The following is a 13,858-nucleotide window of genomic DNA, read 5'->3' as shown; positions in this document are numbered from 1 at the left end:
GCCCCTTATCGTTAACGTTTCGCCCTTGTTAACGTACGCTTCGACCGGCATACGCTATTTTGGCAATCAAAATCCAGCCAGATTTGTGCATTCAATAAAAATGTTAGCCATGAAAAAATTATTATTATTTTTTATTCTTACTTCCGCGGCGCAGCTCTTCTCCTTGTCGCTCTTTGCGCAGCAGGCCACACAAACGATCAGGGGCGTGATCCGCGACGAAGTCTCACAAACGCCGGTCATTGGTGCCTCGGTGATGCTCATTCAGCCGGAAGGTGCAAACCCGATTGGCGCGATTACGGATGTGAATGGTGCATTTAAAATCACCGGTGTGCCACAGGGAAGGCAGACATTTCGCATTACGTCGGTCGGTTACGAGGAGCAGCGTCTCTCCAATGTCCTGCTGACTTCCGGCAAAGAAGTGGTCGTGAACGTGACGATGACCGAGAATGTGCAGGCGCTGAACGAAGTGGTGGTCACCGCCGACCGGAGCAATGATAAGACGAAGACAAACAACGAGTTATCGCTCGTGAGCGGCCGCTCTTTCAACATTGAAGACACAAAACGTTACGCAGGTTCGCTGGGCGATCCGTCGCGGATGGCGGCGAACTATGCAGGCGTTGTGTCCGGCGATGATTCGCGAAACGACATTGTTGTACGCGGCAATTCGCCCACCGGAATGCTCTGGCAGCTGGAAGGTCTTAACATACCAAACCCAAACCATTTCGGCTCATTATCAGCCACGGGCGGCCCGGTTAGCCTGCTCAATAACAACGTTTTGGCGAAATCAGACTTCATGACCAGTGCCTTCCCAGCGCAGTATGGAAATGCATTATCAGCTGTTTTCGACCTCCGGATGCGGGAAGGTAACAATGAGAAATCGGAGTTTCTCGGCCAGGTTGGATTTAATGGTTTTGAGCTGGGTGCAGAAGCGCCTTTTTCCAAAAAATCGAAAGCATCTTATCTTTTCAATTACCGATATTCGACACTTGGCGTCTTCAAGGCATTAGGCATTAATTTTGGAACTGGTAATGCTGTTCCTGATTATCAGGATCTTAATTTCAAGGTGGCCGTTCCTACCAGTGCGAAAGGCAAGATCACATTGTTCGGAATTATCGGCGCAAGCGATGTGCAGTTCCTTGGTAATGATGTAGATACAACCGTTACAGACCTGTACGGGACTGAAAACAGCAACACCAAAGTTCGATACGCAACGAACATTCTGGGCCTTTCATATGAACACAGTCTTTCGGCCAAAACATTCGCAAAACTGACGCTGGGCATTAGCACGACTGATCAGAATTTCAACGGCGATTCGATCAGCACAGTGACGCGGGAGGCATTTGCCAATTCAGAAGGCCGTTTTAAAACACAGAAATATTCGGCGTCCCTCAATGTCCGTCATAAGATCAATGCTAAAAACAGCCTTTACGGCGGCATAACTACGGATTTACTCAATTTTGACCTATATAACCGGAACATGTATCAGGCTGGAAAATTTGATACGGTGCGGGTGGATGTGAAAGGTGAAAATTCCTTGCTGACACAAGCATACGGACAATGGAAATACAGGATTAACAGGAGCGTACTACTTACCACAGGCGTTCATTTTCAGCATTATAGCTTAAATGATAAAGTTGCTATTGAACCGAGGTTTGGCTTTCAGTATGCATTCAATAATGGTCAGTCGCTCAGCGCCGGTTATGGCATGAATAGTCAGGCGCAGGACATTTACACTTATTTTGTTCAAACAAAAACCCCTTCGGGTGCGGTGTATACCAATAAAGATCTGGGTTTCACAAGAAGTCATCATTTGGTATTAAGCTACGAAAACAGGCTGACGGAGAACTTGTTACTGAAAATTGAACCGTATTTTCAAACGATTAATAATGCGCCTGTCGAAAAAAGGAAGTCGTCATTTTCAGCACTCAATATCGGCAGTTCTTTTGGCCCATCGGATCGCGATAGCCTGGTAAATGAAGGAACCGGAGAGAATGTGGGGATCGAGCTGACATTGGAAAGATATTTCAATAAGGGCTATTATTTTCTGATTACCAGCTCTTTATTTGAATCAAAATATAAAGGAAGTGATAAAATCGAGCGTAATACGGCTTTCAACACCCGATATGTTTTGAATGTGCTCGCCGGCAAGGAAATCAAGATCGGCAGGAACAAAAACAATGTGCTGAGCGCCAGCATCCGGTCGACGCTAGTGGGAGGGAAATACATTTCGCCGCTTAACCTGGAAGCCTCGCGGGTTCGTGGAGACGCAGTTTATGATGAAAGAAAGGCATTTTCGCTTCGGCAGGATCCTTATTTCCGCACGGATCTGCGGTTCTCTTTCAGGAAAGAGTATCGCCGGAGCACCATGGAATTCGCGCTGGATCTGCAAAATGTTACAGCCAATCAGAATGTGTTTCAGCAAACCTACAACCCGCGGACAAACAGCTTGGCGACTCAGTATCAGCAAGGTTTTTTCCCAGTCCCTCTTTTCCGATATACTTTTTAATTGCATTTTGCACTGCTGCCGCGGCTTGAAAGCCGCGGCAGCTCCTTTGCCTCTGATTTTATGAAAGATCTGTATACTTTGAATGATGGTAAGATGCGGCTGGTGGGGATCCCCTTGCTTTCACTGCTGATCCCGGTGGTCATCCATGTAGAGAATTTCATGCAGTTCAATGTAAATTTTCTTTATAATGTGTTGATTTCGGCGGTGATTACCATTGCACTTTGGGAAGGAAACCGCTTTATCATCGTCAAAATGCGCCGGGTTTTCCCTGATTACAGCCAGACCGAAAAACGGCTGCTCTCCGAAGCCCTGCTGGCGCTCATCTACACTTTGGTAGTCACATTGATCCTCGACGAGCTGCTTTGCAAAATATTTTTACAATCAAAAGGGACCATGCTGGGATTCAAGATCAGCATTATCCCTACCCTGCTGGTTTACCTGGTTTACGAGGCGGTTTACTTTTTCGAAGCCTGGAAAGCCAATGTTCGCAAAACCGAATCACTCATGCGCGAAGGCGTTCAATCGCAGCTAGAAGTGCTTAAAAATCAGCTAGATCCTCATTTTCTATTCAACAGTATGAACACGCTGGCCGCACTGATCGACGATGAAAATACGGATGCGCAGGATTATCTTGAAAGGCTGTCCGACGTTTACAGATATGTGTTGGTCAGTCGCAATAAGGATACGGTGCTGGTTGAAGAAGAGCTGGCTTTTGTGGATGCATATGTGTATTTGAATAAGATCCGTTTCCGTGATAATCTGCTGGTAGAAAAGGACTTGTCGAAAGACACTTACCAGCAGCATGTCACCCCGCTGAGCCTGCAAATGCTGATCGAGAACGCTATCAAACACAATGTTGCGTCTAAGGAAAATCCGTTGAAAATTACCGTTCGCGAGGTTGAAAATTACCTGGTTATTTCTAATAATATTCTTGAAAAAACCGTCCTTGAAAAGTCAACACGTGTCGGGCTTCAAAACATCATTAACCGGTACAGCCTGCTGACGGAGCGGCGGGTTGAGATTTCCAGGACTGATAATCAGTTTAGTGTAAAAATCCCTCTTTTGGCTCAGCTGGTTTAGATTTAGCCTCAATATTTATGAAAATTGTCATCATAGAAGACGAATATCCGGCTGCCGAACGACTGGAAAAACTGATCAAAAAGCTTGATCCTAAAATTGAAATCGTTGCGGTTCTGGATAGTGTGGAATCCGCTAAACGCTGGTTTGGAGCCGAGCATCAGGTAGATTTGATTTTATCAGACATTCAACTTTCCGACGGGCTGAGTTTTCAGATTTTCGAAGCATTTCCAGCGCATAGCCCCATTGTTTTTACAACCTCTTATGACGAATATGCGATCAAAGCATTTCGGGTAAAGAGCATTGATTACTTACTCAAACCCATCAAGTTACCGGAATTGGCCGACGCTCTTAAAAAGTTTGATGAATTGAAACAGGACTTTTCGCCAAAAGCTTATGCGCGAAAAGTGGAGTCGCTTCTCGACAGCCTTGAAATGAGCAAAAAAGCGCATAAAACCCGCTTCCTGGTCAAAAATGGCGAACAGCTGATCCCGATTCACCAGGACCAGGTCGCCTATTTTTACACCGCAAATGAACTCGCCTGCCTCGTCGGAACGGACGGACGGCAGTATTTGGTAGATTACAAATTAGAGGAATTGGAAACACTGGTAGATCCCGCAAGCTTTTTCCGCCTCAACCGGCAATTCATCGCCCGCATCACCGCCATCCAAAAAATCCACACGTACTTCAACGGCAAACTAAAAATCCAACTCCACCCCGAAACCGCCCAGGAAGTAATAGTAAGCCGCGAAAAAGCACCTGCATTTAAATCCTGGCTGGAAAGTTGATAGTTGAGACTTTGACTTTTACGATTGGCTACCCAATGTTGTTGTTAGGATATGATGAGTCAAACAAAGGAAAGCCGTTTGCGTTGGACGTATCAGCCTATATTCAGCAACTCATAAAGATCATTCGTGTTGATCACGCGATCGAATCCGAGGCTTTTTAGGTGGGTAGATAACTTTTTATCGCCCGTCCAGAGCATCGCGTTTTTCTGCAAACTGAGTGCAACAAAAGCAAGGTCATTTGAGTCAACGCCAGCGGTCAATCGATCCGCTTCCATAAAGTGTTCCGTTGCTATCATCTTCTCATTCAGAAAATCCACTTGCTTCATTATTGTATAAAGCAAAGTGCTTACTGCTTCAACCGGCTGCCTGGAAAGTTGAACGATTTTTGCCTGATGTTTAAACAACTCTGCCATGGCGTAGTAACAACTGATGCGTTCTATGTTTGGCAGCGGACTAAATAGAATTTCAGAAATTCGATTGTTTGGAGAAATGCAAGCGCTAAATAATATGTTGGTATCGATGACAACAATCATGGAAGAAGACGTGATTTGTTTTCAGCCCACCAATTTTTGTTAACCGATTCTGCCAACTCAGAAGCCTGCTCCTCAGTTCCCTGATTTTTGGCAACTATTTCAAGGATATTAATATAATCAATAACCTTCTGAACCGCGCCCATATTAATGGAATCGCTAGCTTCAATAATTATATTCCGATCCTGACGTGTAATGACCATAGCTGTGCTTTTTTCAAATATAACACAGTTATGGTCAAGAGTCAATGCAATATGATCGCCTTACTTAATCGAATACCAATCCCTCAGCCTCACCTCAATCTTCTTATCACCTGCGTTTACGAGCTTTTTGAATGCTTCGGTGTCGCTTAGGCCGTTTTGGCCGCGGTAGTGGTATGGATAAACGATTTTTGGTTTGAAGTCCAGGACTGCGGAAGCGGCTTCGGGCACGTCCATGGTGTATGGGAGGTTCATGCAAACGAATGCTGCGTCGATGTTTTTCAATGCGCGCATTTCAGGGATTCCGGCTGTGTCGCCACTGATGTAAATCGTTTTATCACTAAATTTCAGCACGTAACCATTGCCACGGCCTTTGGTATGCTTTGCATCCGCAGCTTCCGGCAAGTTATACATCGGAATGGCCATGATGGAAATGTCCAGTTTGCTGATAGTCTGACCATTGTTCACTTCAACAGCTTTCGCTTTAAGCTTTTCCGACATCATATCAATGACAGCTTTTGGCGCCACAATGATGGCTTTGCTCAAATCCAGAGAATCCAGGGTTTTAGGATCAAAATGGTCACCGTGGATGTCTGAAATAAGGATGAGGTCCGGGGCAGCGATTCCTTTGAATGTTTTCGCGCCGCCATATGGATCGACGTAGATGGTTTTTCCGGCCCAGGTCAAGGCCATGGTGGCGTGGTTGAGCGGCTGTATTTTCAGCGGCCCTTTCGACGTTGCGAGGTCATCGGCAGCAGGAAGTTGTGCCCATAAAGGAGCCGAAATCAGTAAAAATAAGAGTGCAAATGTTGCTTTCATTTCATATTGGTTTGTTTGTTCAAAGTTAACTTTTTGTAATTACTTCAAGACCATTTAAATTGTTCACATTATACCTAAAAATTTTGTTAAGACTAAAATGAAAACACATACAACCAATTACTTCGATGCATTTATTCAGGTTGCCGAAGACAGCCCGGCCAAAACTGGTGAAGTTCCGCCAGTAAAGGGATGGGAAAAATCTGTTGCAAACATTCAGTTCGAAATCATCAGCGACCATCCTTATCAATACACATCCGACGACGTCCTGTTCCAGACCTACGCCATCCGCCAAGGTTTCGACCAAAGTGAGCTCGACGAAGAAAGAGAGAAATTCTTCTCCAAAGGCCAACCCTGCCTCCGCGCTTCACCGCTCACCAAAAGATACGGCTGGGGCATCCACAGCAACTCCGAAGGAAAAGTAGCCCTATACGGCCTGGATTCCGAAGAATACCAAAAATTCACCTCCGACGAAAAGCTAGAAACCGTAAAAGCAATGCGATCCAAACGGGCATAGGGATTTAAAAATCTGTACTTTTTGATTTCCTGTGACCAGTGCGCAGATGTTACGTCTAATGATTTGTAAAACAAAAATTAAGATGTAAATTTGTTCACTATTAGTAAACTTTGCCATGTTTAACATTATCGCACGCAAAACACTTTTAGCATATTGTGCCATGTATCCGCAGGCTTCCAATGCATTAAGAGAATGGTATGAAGAAATGGTTAATGCGGAATTTAGCAGTTTTCAGGAATTGAAAGCGGTGTTTGCAAAAGCGAGTTTGGTCGGAGACGACCGGGTGGTCTTTAATATTATGGGCAACCATTACCGGCTGGTGATAAGAATTGTATTTGAATATAAAACGATCCAGATCAAATGGTTCGGAAACCATTCGGAGTATGATAAAGTAGATGTGAAATCAATAAAATATAAACCTTGACAAATGGAATTAAAACTAATAAAAAACGATGCGGAATACGAGCTGATGCTTGAATGGATCGATGAGCAGTTTGATAAAAAGCCGCATCCCGACAGCAGGGAAGGGAATGACCTTCAAATTGCTTTGCTATTGATCAAAGCTTATGAGGACGAACATTATAAAATCCCTTCTCCTGATCCAATCGAAGCTATTAAGCTCAAAATGGATGAAAAAGGGCTGAAAAGCAAAGATCTGGTTGATTGGGTTGGCAGCAAAAGTTATGTATCTGCAATATTGAACCGGAAGAAACCTTTGACCTTGAAACTGGCAAAGTTATTTCACGAAAAGCTCGGAATTCCGGCACAAGTGCTTCTTGGATAGTCTATTCACGCTAACCTGTGCGAAGTTTTCTAATTGCCTCCCCTACCTTATCTCAGCCGAAATCACCTTGTTTTCCGCGCGGTTGATGCCGTAAATGACCTGCTTACCTTTTGCCCAATGATCCATGGCAATGCCCTGACCGTGCACTGGCGCGTGCAGCGTTTTGACGTGTTCGAGTGTGAATCCTGATTTTGGTAAACGCATGACGTAAAGTTCCGGCTCGTCGTGACCGGTGCAATACAATAGCTCGTCGTTGCCCCAGGCGCCGCCTGAGTTGCTTTTGGGTGTGAAAAGATCTACGATTTGCTTGGGGAAAATCCATGATTCCAGCTGGCGCCATTCGGGATCGTATTTTACAACGGACGTCCAGCGCGTGTCCCTGCCTTCGCTGGCCTCTTTGCCGGCATAATGTGCAAACCCGCACCACCAAAATCCGCCTTTCTGGTCGATCCAGGTCAATGAGCCATGCTCGGCGATACCAAAACTATGGTTGCCAATGTGTTGCATTGTACTCACATCAAAAATTTCAATGGAGCTGGCCATCGGGATTTCGGGATAATTTGTATTGGCGCAATACATTTTCCCTTTAATCACCACCCCGCTGTTCAAATGCTTAATGCCCTCCTTTGAGCCATCCCAAACCGCAATTTGCTTGCCATCCGATTTGGTGTGCTTGGTAATTGTGCTGTTATTAATTACATAAAAATGGTTTTCATCAACCGCAACGGCCTGCTTTGCCTCCTGCACCTGGAACGACCGGACTTCATGTATAGTTTGTGAAAAACAAAATGAAGAAAAAAGAATGCTGGATGCAAACCAAAGCCAGAAAGGCGCACTGCGTATGATCATGAGGTTTAGAGCTATTTGACGAATAAAATTAGTCAAATATAATTCCGGACAAATTACCTTTCTATGATATCCTTCGGAAGATCATTGCTGGTGTGCATTCGCCAAAGCGGGCGCCTTGTAAGTGTACACGGTGTAGCCATGCCAATGATAGCCTCGCCTATTTGCCCTTATGCGGCATAGTCCACTATCAGCCGGGAAATAAATGGCAGCACCCGAACAATCACTGCGTTTTGTTAGGTAATCTAACAAATGTTATATTTGATTGTTGACACACTATTATAAAATGAATGTTTTTCATCTGAGAATGTTCCTTGCTGCCAGGAGACAACTGTTGCGGGATATGTCTAAGGAAATGTCCCAGGATCATATTGACCGTTTGCTGGATCAGATTGCCGTGTTGGTCAAACTTATTGAGCAGTTGGAGAAGAAATGAAGTTGAATTTTTACTAAATAATGTGGTATGGAAATCGACGAAAAGTATGATTTGAGCCAGAAAATTGAGGCGTTACTGGCTGAGGGCGACGCGGCGATTAAGGATGCCCGTTCCTATTTGATAAGTCAGGGAGAACTGGTGGACCTGTCTGAGTGGGTTACCATAAAGGAATATTGCCATCGGTTTGGGATCAAGAATGTAGAAACTGTCTTAAACTGGATCAGCAGGGGCATTGTTCCCAAAGAAAATGTAATGATCGTTGACGAATTCAACCACACAAAATTGATCAAAGCGATGCCCTATGCGGTCCGTGGCGCGAAGGTTTTGTAAATCTGCCACATACTGAATACTTACAACATTCCTATGATCAGTCAGAATCACTATTTGCCCTCGTACCTGGCTTTCAACAAATTCATCATGTGCACGTTAATGTCCCATTGATTGGCGACGGGAATTTGCGAGTAAGGTAACAGGGGCATGTAGGTTGCTGGGCCGAACTCGGTTGTGATGGTTAGGGACGTTTGTTTTGCTGAATGTGCTGCAACAATCTGGTCCCACCATTCTAAATGTTTTTGCAATGTTTCTTCCCATTCGGGCGCTCGCGGATCGTTTACCTGGGGCCCTTCGGGATGGCCTACCCTGCTGTGAATGTGATCTGTATGTGCTATGGCCAGTGCAATTTCTTCCGTCTGATCTTCCAGCAAGGATTCATGTACATTGCACCAATGTGAAATATCCAGTGTGATGCGCAAATTCGGAATTTGTGATAGATATTGGTGCGTGACATGCGCGGCGTAAAGACTTTTGCCACGATGGGTTTCATGAATAATGCGGATGCCGGATTCCGCCGCAAGCCAAGCAGCAAGGTCAAACAGCCGCTTATTTTGCTCAAAAGAAAAATAATCCTTTCCTGTCTGACAATTGATAAATACCGGCTTGGCTGCGATCAGATTTCTGAGATATTTTTCATAATTGGCCGCATGCACGTCAATATCCCGCTCAAACGACTGCCAATACTGACCGATCAGTTCCAGGCCATGCTTTGCCAATGCTTCCAGAATTTCATCTGTTTCCTTCTTCTCGAAAGGCAGCGCCATCTCCACGCCATCATAACCGGCTGATTTTACATTACTGCAAAAAGTATCAAAAGGAAGTGTGTTGCCCCATTGTGGCGCATAGAACTTGATTTTCATGGCTTGATCGGGTGGAATTTATTGGAAAAAGACCTGGCCCGGCGCTAATCTACCGGCTTAGTCCGTAGGCCAATTGATAAGGATTTCGAAAACGCTTTTTTACTTTTATTATAACACCTTTACCAGGACTGATTTTTATATTCATATTTACCCAAAAACCTGATAACCTGATATGAGAATCGCCACCTATAATGTCAATGGAGTCAATGGCCGTCTGCCAGTGCTTTTGCGCTGGCTGAAAATGACTAAACCCGATGTCGTTTGTTTGCAGGAACTGAAAGCGCCGCAGGAGAAATTTCCTGAAAAAGCCATTGCAGACGCGGGCTACAATGCGATCTGGCATGGACAAAAAAGTTGGAATGGCGTAGCAATCCTGGCACGCGGGATGGAGCTGAAAGAAGTGCGCAGGTCGCTTCCGGGCGACGAGGATGACCTTCATAGCCGCTATATTGAGGCCATTGTGAATGGGATGCTCGTGGGCTGTCTTTACCTTCCCAATGGCAATCCGGCACCTGGACCGAAACTTGAATACAAGCTGCGCTGGTTTGAGCGGTTCGCTGCACATGCGGCCGAATTGCTGGCTTTCGATGTGCCTGTTGTGCTAGCCGGGGATTATAATGTAATGCCCACTGAATTGGATGTTTACAAGCCCGAACGATGGGTGGACGATGCGCTTTTCCGCCCCGAAGTGCGCGAAGCTTTCAAGAAAGTTGTTGACCAGGGATGGACGGATGCCATCAGAAAACTCCATCCTGACGAAGTGATTTATACGTTTTGGGACTATTTCAGGAATGCTTACGGCCGCAATGCAGGCCTTCGTATTGACCACTTTTTACTGAGTCCGCACGTGGATGCGCGCTTGCTGGCGGCAGGTGTAGACAAGGAAGTGCGCGGCTGGGAAAAATCAAGTGACCATGCGCCTACCTGGATCGAAATTGCAGATCCGGAAGAATGATAATTTAACCGCTTACTCATCCTGTCCTGCCTGTAAATAAGTACACATTTCGCCGCGCACGAGATTGCTTATTTTGCCCGCATGAAAACAATAACACTATTCAACTGGGTGGCTGTGGGTGTGTATGCGCTTGGGATCTTATGGACGCTGCTCGTTGTAAAAACGCAAACGGACCAGATGATGGCGAGAGGCATGCTGATGATGATCTACATACCGCTTGCCATTCTTGCACTGCTGAATTACCTGCCTTACAAAACGACCAAAATCATTGCCCTGGTGATCAATATTTATCCGTTGGTTATGGGATTTTTTTATCTGGGCCTGAGCCAGGTGATCACACATTATCAATCCAAAAGCTATGATCTTGAATTAAGCGAAAAAGCGAACGGCACATACTATTTCCCGGATCCGGTCAGGCGCAATCTGGCCGAAGCGCTTGCAGATGCGGACATTGAACAACTGAAAGCCGCACTCAGGCAGCCGATCCCGAACATGAATGCCAGCGGAGAAGAACATGTAACACTGCTCGATTTTGCCGCTATGCAGGCCAAGAAAAATCCGAAGGAGAAGGTGCTCGAATCGCTGAAACTATTATTGGATCACGGGGCCGCTATTCAAACTTCGGACTCCATGCGCTCACCAACGCATTTTTTGGTTCTCGAAGATGATCCGGCATTTCTGGAATTTTTCTTAGAAAACGGAGCCGATCCCAATGCAATTGAAACAGAACGCCAATATCCGATTCTTTTCACGGCGATATATCTGGATGTTAAAGATCCGTTCAAGGTGAAAAAAGTGCGCTTACTGCTGGAACACGGCGCCAATCCGAATGCTTTTTCGCCCAAATATGATGAGAATGTGATCGCTTCATCCGTCCTGTGCGCGGCGGCTGGTTCGGAACTTTGGGAAATTTGCAATGCATTGCTCAACCACGGCGCGAAACCAACTTACCAGACCAATGGCGGCTGGGACATTCGCAAGGCAGTGGCCTATCAGGACAAGCAGTTCAATAGCTGGGGGAAAGTGCCGCCATCGGAATTCACATTGCTTAAAGAAAGGCTGAGCTCATTACCATAAGCATTACAAAACGAAACCGGGCCGCAAGCGGCCCGGTTTCGTTTTGTCCTAGTAAGTAAGACTTTTCAGGTAAGCAATGGTTTGCGGCACCTGGGTTGCGTAGCTGGGACTTTCATCTTCAATGTAGTAATGCTCAATGGACGATTTTTTTGCGGATTTCAAAATGCCCGGAATGTCGAGTTGACCGGTTCCTAATGCCACATCATTCTCCACTGGCGTTCCGCCGGACATATTGCCGGCGACGCCTTTTTTCAAATCTTTCATGTGCATCAATTTGAAGCGTTTAGGATATTTCGCAATCAATGCAGCCGGATCTGCGCCTGGGAAAAAGGTCCATAGTAAATCAATTTCGAAGCTGACGTATTTTGGGTCTGTTTTCTGGATCAGGTAATCCATCAGCGTGCCGTCTTCATGTTTTTCAAACTCATAACCGTGGTTGTGGTAGCAGAATGTGAGGCCAAACTCCTCTTTCAGTTGCTTTCCGATCTTGTTAAAGTCGGCAACCGTCTGCTGGGCCATTTCCAATGTAAAAGGTCCTTTATGCGGAATCCAGGCAACGCGGACAAACTTGGCCCCCAACGCCTTAGCATTCTCTCCCACCTCTTTTGTCTTATTGAGTGCATCTGGATATTGCACGCCAAACGACGAGCATTTTATCCCGCGCTCATCCAGCAACTTGCGCAGCTCGGCGGCCGTTTTACCAAATAAGCTCGAAAATTCCATGTCCTTGATCCCCAGCTTCTGCAAGGTGTCAAGGGTAGCCGCCGGATCTTTGGCCAGACTCTTGCGGAAGGTGTAAGAAACCATCCCGGGCATGTCCGGAAAGAGCGGTTTTGTTTTTTGGGCAAACAGCGTATTAACACCCAACGCCAGGGCAAAGGTCGCGACCAGGATTCTTTTGATTTTCATTTTTTCGGATAAGAAGTTTCAATACTGAAGACGAATCATCGCTGTTCATACCCTGCAAACAGGCAAGTTATCCGGCTGAACATGATGGCGGAAATACCATTCAATAAGTAGTCAATGTGGGAATAGTCCGTATGCAGCCCGTTTTAGTAATATTGCAGCTTCTAATTTTACTCACAATTCTATAAACATTTTCTTATGAAGACCGTTCGTTTACTTGGCCTCAGCTTTTTCCTTTTTGCTTCCGCACTCAGTTGCACTGACCACGCGCCGGATCCTACTGAATTCAGTTCCGTTGAGTTTTCAAAAGGTGCTCTGCGAGCCCCAATTGCCATTACTAAAGGCGACAATAACAGGCTTTGGGTGACCGAACAAGGCAGTGCAACCGAAAACAATGACACATACGACGGCCAGGTATCCCTGATAGGACCTGATGGTACGGTTTACCCCGCTATTACCGGTTTTTTGTCAACAAGCAGCGAAGAAAAAATGCCCAGTGGCCTCACGCACCTCTTATATAAAGATGGTATGCTTTACATTCTTCACGGTGTTGAAGGCAGACTTTACAAAGCCAATGTTTCATCCTGGAACCCTGGCGACACTCCTCTAAAAGCAACTGACCTTGCCTTTGAAGAGCTTGGCAGCTTTTCAATAGCACAGCTCAAAGACACGACGGATGCGCATTCTAACTTGTATAATTTAGCTTGGGGACCTGAGGGTGACCTGTTTATTACAGATGCTGCGACAAATTTGATCATTCGCAGAAAAAGCGACGGTTCCAAAAGCTTATTTACCACTTTTGAAGATTTTGACAATCCTAAAAAGCCTATGGGTGGCATGACGGTTGATTTCGTTCCTACCGGAATTGCATGGGACGGCAGCAAGTTCTATGTAACGTCTTTAACTGGCTTTCCTTTCAATGAGGGGCTGGCTGAAATTAAGATAGTTGATCATATGGGAAATGTCTCCGAACATAAGAAGGGATTTACTACATTGGTGGATGTTGAGCTTACGGACAGCAATAAGCCATTGGCTGTACATTTCGCCCCTTTTTCCTCATCTTTCATGTTTGAGCCTAATAAAGGAAAGATTAGCAGTGAGGACGGCACCGTTGTTTTAGGCGGAATAAATATGCCTACGGACATTGTAAAGGTTTATACCAATACTTACTATGTTGTTTCGCTTGGAAACAGTAAAGTCTATAAGCTTACATACTAATCAGAATTG

17 protein-coding genes are annotated in these 13,858 nt (G+C 45.5%); 11 read left to right on the top strand and 6 right to left on the bottom strand.

The window, feature by feature from the left end:
• The first annotated feature begins 109 nt into the window (after window positions 1–109).
• Genes L0659_RS14865 through L0659_RS14855 form a run of 3 tightly spaced genes read left to right on the top strand, consistent with a single transcriptional unit; the run spans window position 110 to window position 4,371 of the window.
• Complete coding sequence (locus L0659_RS14865) at window positions 110–2,506, top strand: TonB-dependent receptor (protein ID WP_235127082.1); 2,397 nt, start codon at window positions 110–112, stop codon at window positions 2,504–2,506.
• Window positions 2,507–2,566: 60 nt separating this feature from the next.
• On the top strand, window positions 2,567–3,586 hold the full coding sequence (locus tag L0659_RS14860; protein WP_235127081.1) for a sensor histidine kinase: 1,020 nt from the start codon (window positions 2,567–2,569) through the stop codon (window positions 3,584–3,586).
• A 17-nt stretch (window positions 3,587–3,603) separates the two neighbouring features.
• Window positions 3,604–4,371 carry a LytTR family DNA-binding domain-containing protein gene (locus L0659_RS14855; protein ID WP_235127080.1) on the top strand — a complete coding sequence of 256 codons (768 nt, stop codon included), beginning with the start codon at window positions 3,604–3,606 and terminating at the stop codon, window positions 4,369–4,371.
• 92 nt (window positions 4,372–4,463) lie between these two features.
• Here the strand turns inward: L0659_RS14855 and L0659_RS14850 are convergent, their stop codons facing one another.
• From L0659_RS14850 to L0659_RS14840, 3 genes are read right to left on the bottom strand one after another with little or no spacing between them, the layout of a single operon-like run.
• On the bottom strand, window positions 4,464–4,904 hold the full coding sequence (locus L0659_RS14850) for a PIN domain-containing protein (RefSeq protein WP_235127077.1): 441 nt from the start codon (window positions 4,902–4,904) through the stop codon (window positions 4,464–4,466).
• Complete coding sequence (locus tag L0659_RS14845; RefSeq protein WP_235127076.1) at window positions 4,901–5,104, bottom strand: hypothetical protein; 204 nt, start codon at window positions 5,102–5,104, stop codon at window positions 4,901–4,903. Before L0659_RS14845 ends, L0659_RS14850 begins: the two co-directional genes overlap by 4 nt.
• Window positions 5,105–5,164: 60 nt before the next feature.
• Window positions 5,165–5,920 carry an MBL fold metallo-hydrolase gene (locus tag L0659_RS14840; RefSeq protein WP_235127074.1) on the bottom strand — a complete coding sequence of 252 codons (756 nt, stop codon included), beginning with the start codon at window positions 5,918–5,920 and terminating at the stop codon, window positions 5,165–5,167.
• 97 nt (window positions 5,921–6,017) lie between these two features.
• Between L0659_RS14840 and L0659_RS14835 the strand changes: the two genes are divergently transcribed.
• From L0659_RS14835 to L0659_RS14825, 3 genes are all read left to right on the top strand, one after another.
• A complete protein-coding gene (locus L0659_RS14835) occupies window positions 6,018–6,434 on the top strand; it encodes a DUF6157 family protein (protein ID WP_235127071.1) in 417 nt (138 codons plus the stop codon).
• Window positions 6,435–6,549: 115 nt separating this feature from the next.
• Window positions 6,550–6,858, top strand: a complete 309-nt coding sequence (locus L0659_RS14830) for a type II toxin-antitoxin system HigB family toxin (RefSeq protein WP_235127069.1) — start codon at window positions 6,550–6,552, stop codon at window positions 6,856–6,858.
• Window positions 6,859–6,861: 3 nt separating this feature from the next.
• Window positions 6,862–7,218 (top strand): type II toxin-antitoxin system HigA family antitoxin, encoded by a 357-nt coding sequence (locus tag L0659_RS14825; RefSeq protein WP_235127064.1) that lies wholly within the window; start codon window positions 6,862–6,864, stop codon window positions 7,216–7,218.
• Between the two features lie 42 nt (window positions 7,219–7,260).
• Here L0659_RS14825 and L0659_RS14820 read toward each other — a convergent pair whose 3' ends face one another.
• Window positions 7,261–8,067: a hypothetical protein gene (locus L0659_RS14820; protein ID WP_235127063.1), complete on the bottom strand. Its 807-nt coding sequence runs from the start codon at window positions 8,065–8,067 to the stop codon at window positions 7,261–7,263.
• A gap of 283 nt (window positions 8,068–8,350) precedes the next feature.
• Between L0659_RS14820 and L0659_RS14815 the strand changes: the two genes are divergently transcribed.
• Window positions 8,351–8,500 carry a hypothetical protein gene (locus L0659_RS14815; RefSeq protein WP_235127059.1) on the top strand — a complete coding sequence of 50 codons (150 nt, stop codon included), beginning with the start codon at window positions 8,351–8,353 and terminating at the stop codon, window positions 8,498–8,500.
• Between the two features lie 27 nt (window positions 8,501–8,527).
• Window positions 8,528–8,830, top strand: a complete 303-nt coding sequence (locus L0659_RS14810) for a hypothetical protein (RefSeq protein WP_235127057.1) — start codon at window positions 8,528–8,530, stop codon at window positions 8,828–8,830.
• A 50-nt stretch (window positions 8,831–8,880) separates the two neighbouring features.
• Here L0659_RS14810 and L0659_RS14805 read toward each other — a convergent pair whose 3' ends face one another.
• Window positions 8,881–9,693: a sugar phosphate isomerase/epimerase gene (locus L0659_RS14805; protein ID WP_235127055.1), complete on the bottom strand. Its 813-nt coding sequence runs from the start codon at window positions 9,691–9,693 to the stop codon at window positions 8,881–8,883.
• Between the two features lie 172 nt (window positions 9,694–9,865).
• Between L0659_RS14805 and xth the strand changes: the two genes are divergently transcribed.
• Together xth and L0659_RS14795 are read left to right on the top strand one after the other, a co-directional pair.
• A complete protein-coding gene (gene xth / locus L0659_RS14800) occupies window positions 9,866–10,648 on the top strand; it encodes an exodeoxyribonuclease III (RefSeq protein ID WP_235127053.1) in 783 nt (260 codons plus the stop codon).
• Between the two features lie 81 nt (window positions 10,649–10,729).
• Window positions 10,730–11,725 (top strand): ankyrin repeat domain-containing protein, encoded by a 996-nt coding sequence (locus L0659_RS14795; protein WP_235127051.1) that lies wholly within the window; start codon window positions 10,730–10,732, stop codon window positions 11,723–11,725.
• A 48-nt stretch (window positions 11,726–11,773) separates the two neighbouring features.
• On the opposite strand, the gene L0659_RS14790 is transcribed toward L0659_RS14795, so the two are convergent.
• Complete coding sequence (locus tag L0659_RS14790; RefSeq protein ID WP_235127049.1) at window positions 11,774–12,634, bottom strand: sugar phosphate isomerase/epimerase; 861 nt, start codon at window positions 12,632–12,634, stop codon at window positions 11,774–11,776.
• 195 nt (window positions 12,635–12,829) lie between these two features.
• Between L0659_RS14790 and L0659_RS14785 the strand changes: the two genes are divergently transcribed.
• The gene (locus L0659_RS14785; RefSeq protein WP_235127039.1) at window positions 12,830–13,849 is read left to right on the top strand and encodes a ScyD/ScyE family protein; all 1,020 of its coding nucleotides are present in this window, start codon (window positions 12,830–12,832) and stop codon (window positions 13,847–13,849) included.
• Window positions 13,850–13,858: the final 9 nt, after the last annotated feature.

The organism is Dyadobacter sp. CY347 (assembly GCF_021502655.1).
Lineage (GTDB): Bacteria > Bacteroidota > Bacteroidia > Cytophagales > Spirosomataceae > Dyadobacter.
The sequence above is the reverse complement of the archived record's forward strand: the minus strand, read 5'-3'. Positions and strand labels throughout refer to the sequence as shown.

Coding starts and splice junctions, on each gene's coding strand:
- L0659_RS14815 (WP_235127059.1), top strand. CDS start 8,351: ATGAATGTTTTTCATCTGAGAATGTTCCTTGCTGCCAGGAGACAACTG.
- L0659_RS14825 (WP_235127064.1), top strand. CDS start 6,862: ATGGAATTAAAACTAATAAAAAACGATGCGGAATACGAGCTGATGCTT.
- L0659_RS14865 (WP_235127082.1), top strand. CDS start 110: ATGAAAAAATTATTATTATTTTTTATTCTTACTTCCGCGGCGCAGCTC.
- L0659_RS14820 (WP_235127063.1), bottom strand. CDS start 8,067: ATGATCATACGCAGTGCGCCTTTCTGGCTTTGGTTTGCATCCAGCATT.
- L0659_RS14860 (WP_235127081.1), top strand. CDS start 2,567: ATGAAAGATCTGTATACTTTGAATGATGGTAAGATGCGGCTGGTGGGG.
- L0659_RS14785 (WP_235127039.1), top strand. CDS start 12,830: ATGAAGACCGTTCGTTTACTTGGCCTCAGCTTTTTCCTTTTTGCTTCC.
- L0659_RS14805 (WP_235127055.1), bottom strand. CDS start 9,693: ATGAAAATCAAGTTCTATGCGCCACAATGGGGCAACACACTTCCTTTT.
- L0659_RS14850 (WP_235127077.1), bottom strand. CDS start 4,904: ATGATTGTTGTCATCGATACCAACATATTATTTAGCGCTTGCATTTCT.
- L0659_RS14810 (WP_235127057.1), top strand. CDS start 8,528: ATGGAAATCGACGAAAAGTATGATTTGAGCCAGAAAATTGAGGCGTTA.
- L0659_RS14835 (WP_235127071.1), top strand. CDS start 6,018: ATGAAAACACATACAACCAATTACTTCGATGCATTTATTCAGGTTGCC.
- L0659_RS14830 (WP_235127069.1), top strand. CDS start 6,550: ATGTTTAACATTATCGCACGCAAAACACTTTTAGCATATTGTGCCATG.
- L0659_RS14840 (WP_235127074.1), bottom strand. CDS start 5,920: ATGAAAGCAACATTTGCACTCTTATTTTTACTGATTTCGGCTCCTTTA.
- L0659_RS14790 (WP_235127049.1), bottom strand. CDS start 12,634: ATGAAAATCAAAAGAATCCTGGTCGCGACCTTTGCCCTGGCGTTGGGT.
- L0659_RS14845 (WP_235127076.1), bottom strand. CDS start 5,104: ATGGTCATTACACGTCAGGATCGGAATATAATTATTGAAGCTAGCGAT.
- L0659_RS14855 (WP_235127080.1), top strand. CDS start 3,604: ATGAAAATTGTCATCATAGAAGACGAATATCCGGCTGCCGAACGACTG.
- xth (WP_235127053.1), top strand. CDS start 9,866: ATGAGAATCGCCACCTATAATGTCAATGGAGTCAATGGCCGTCTGCCA.
- L0659_RS14795 (WP_235127051.1), top strand. CDS start 10,730: ATGAAAACAATAACACTATTCAACTGGGTGGCTGTGGGTGTGTATGCG.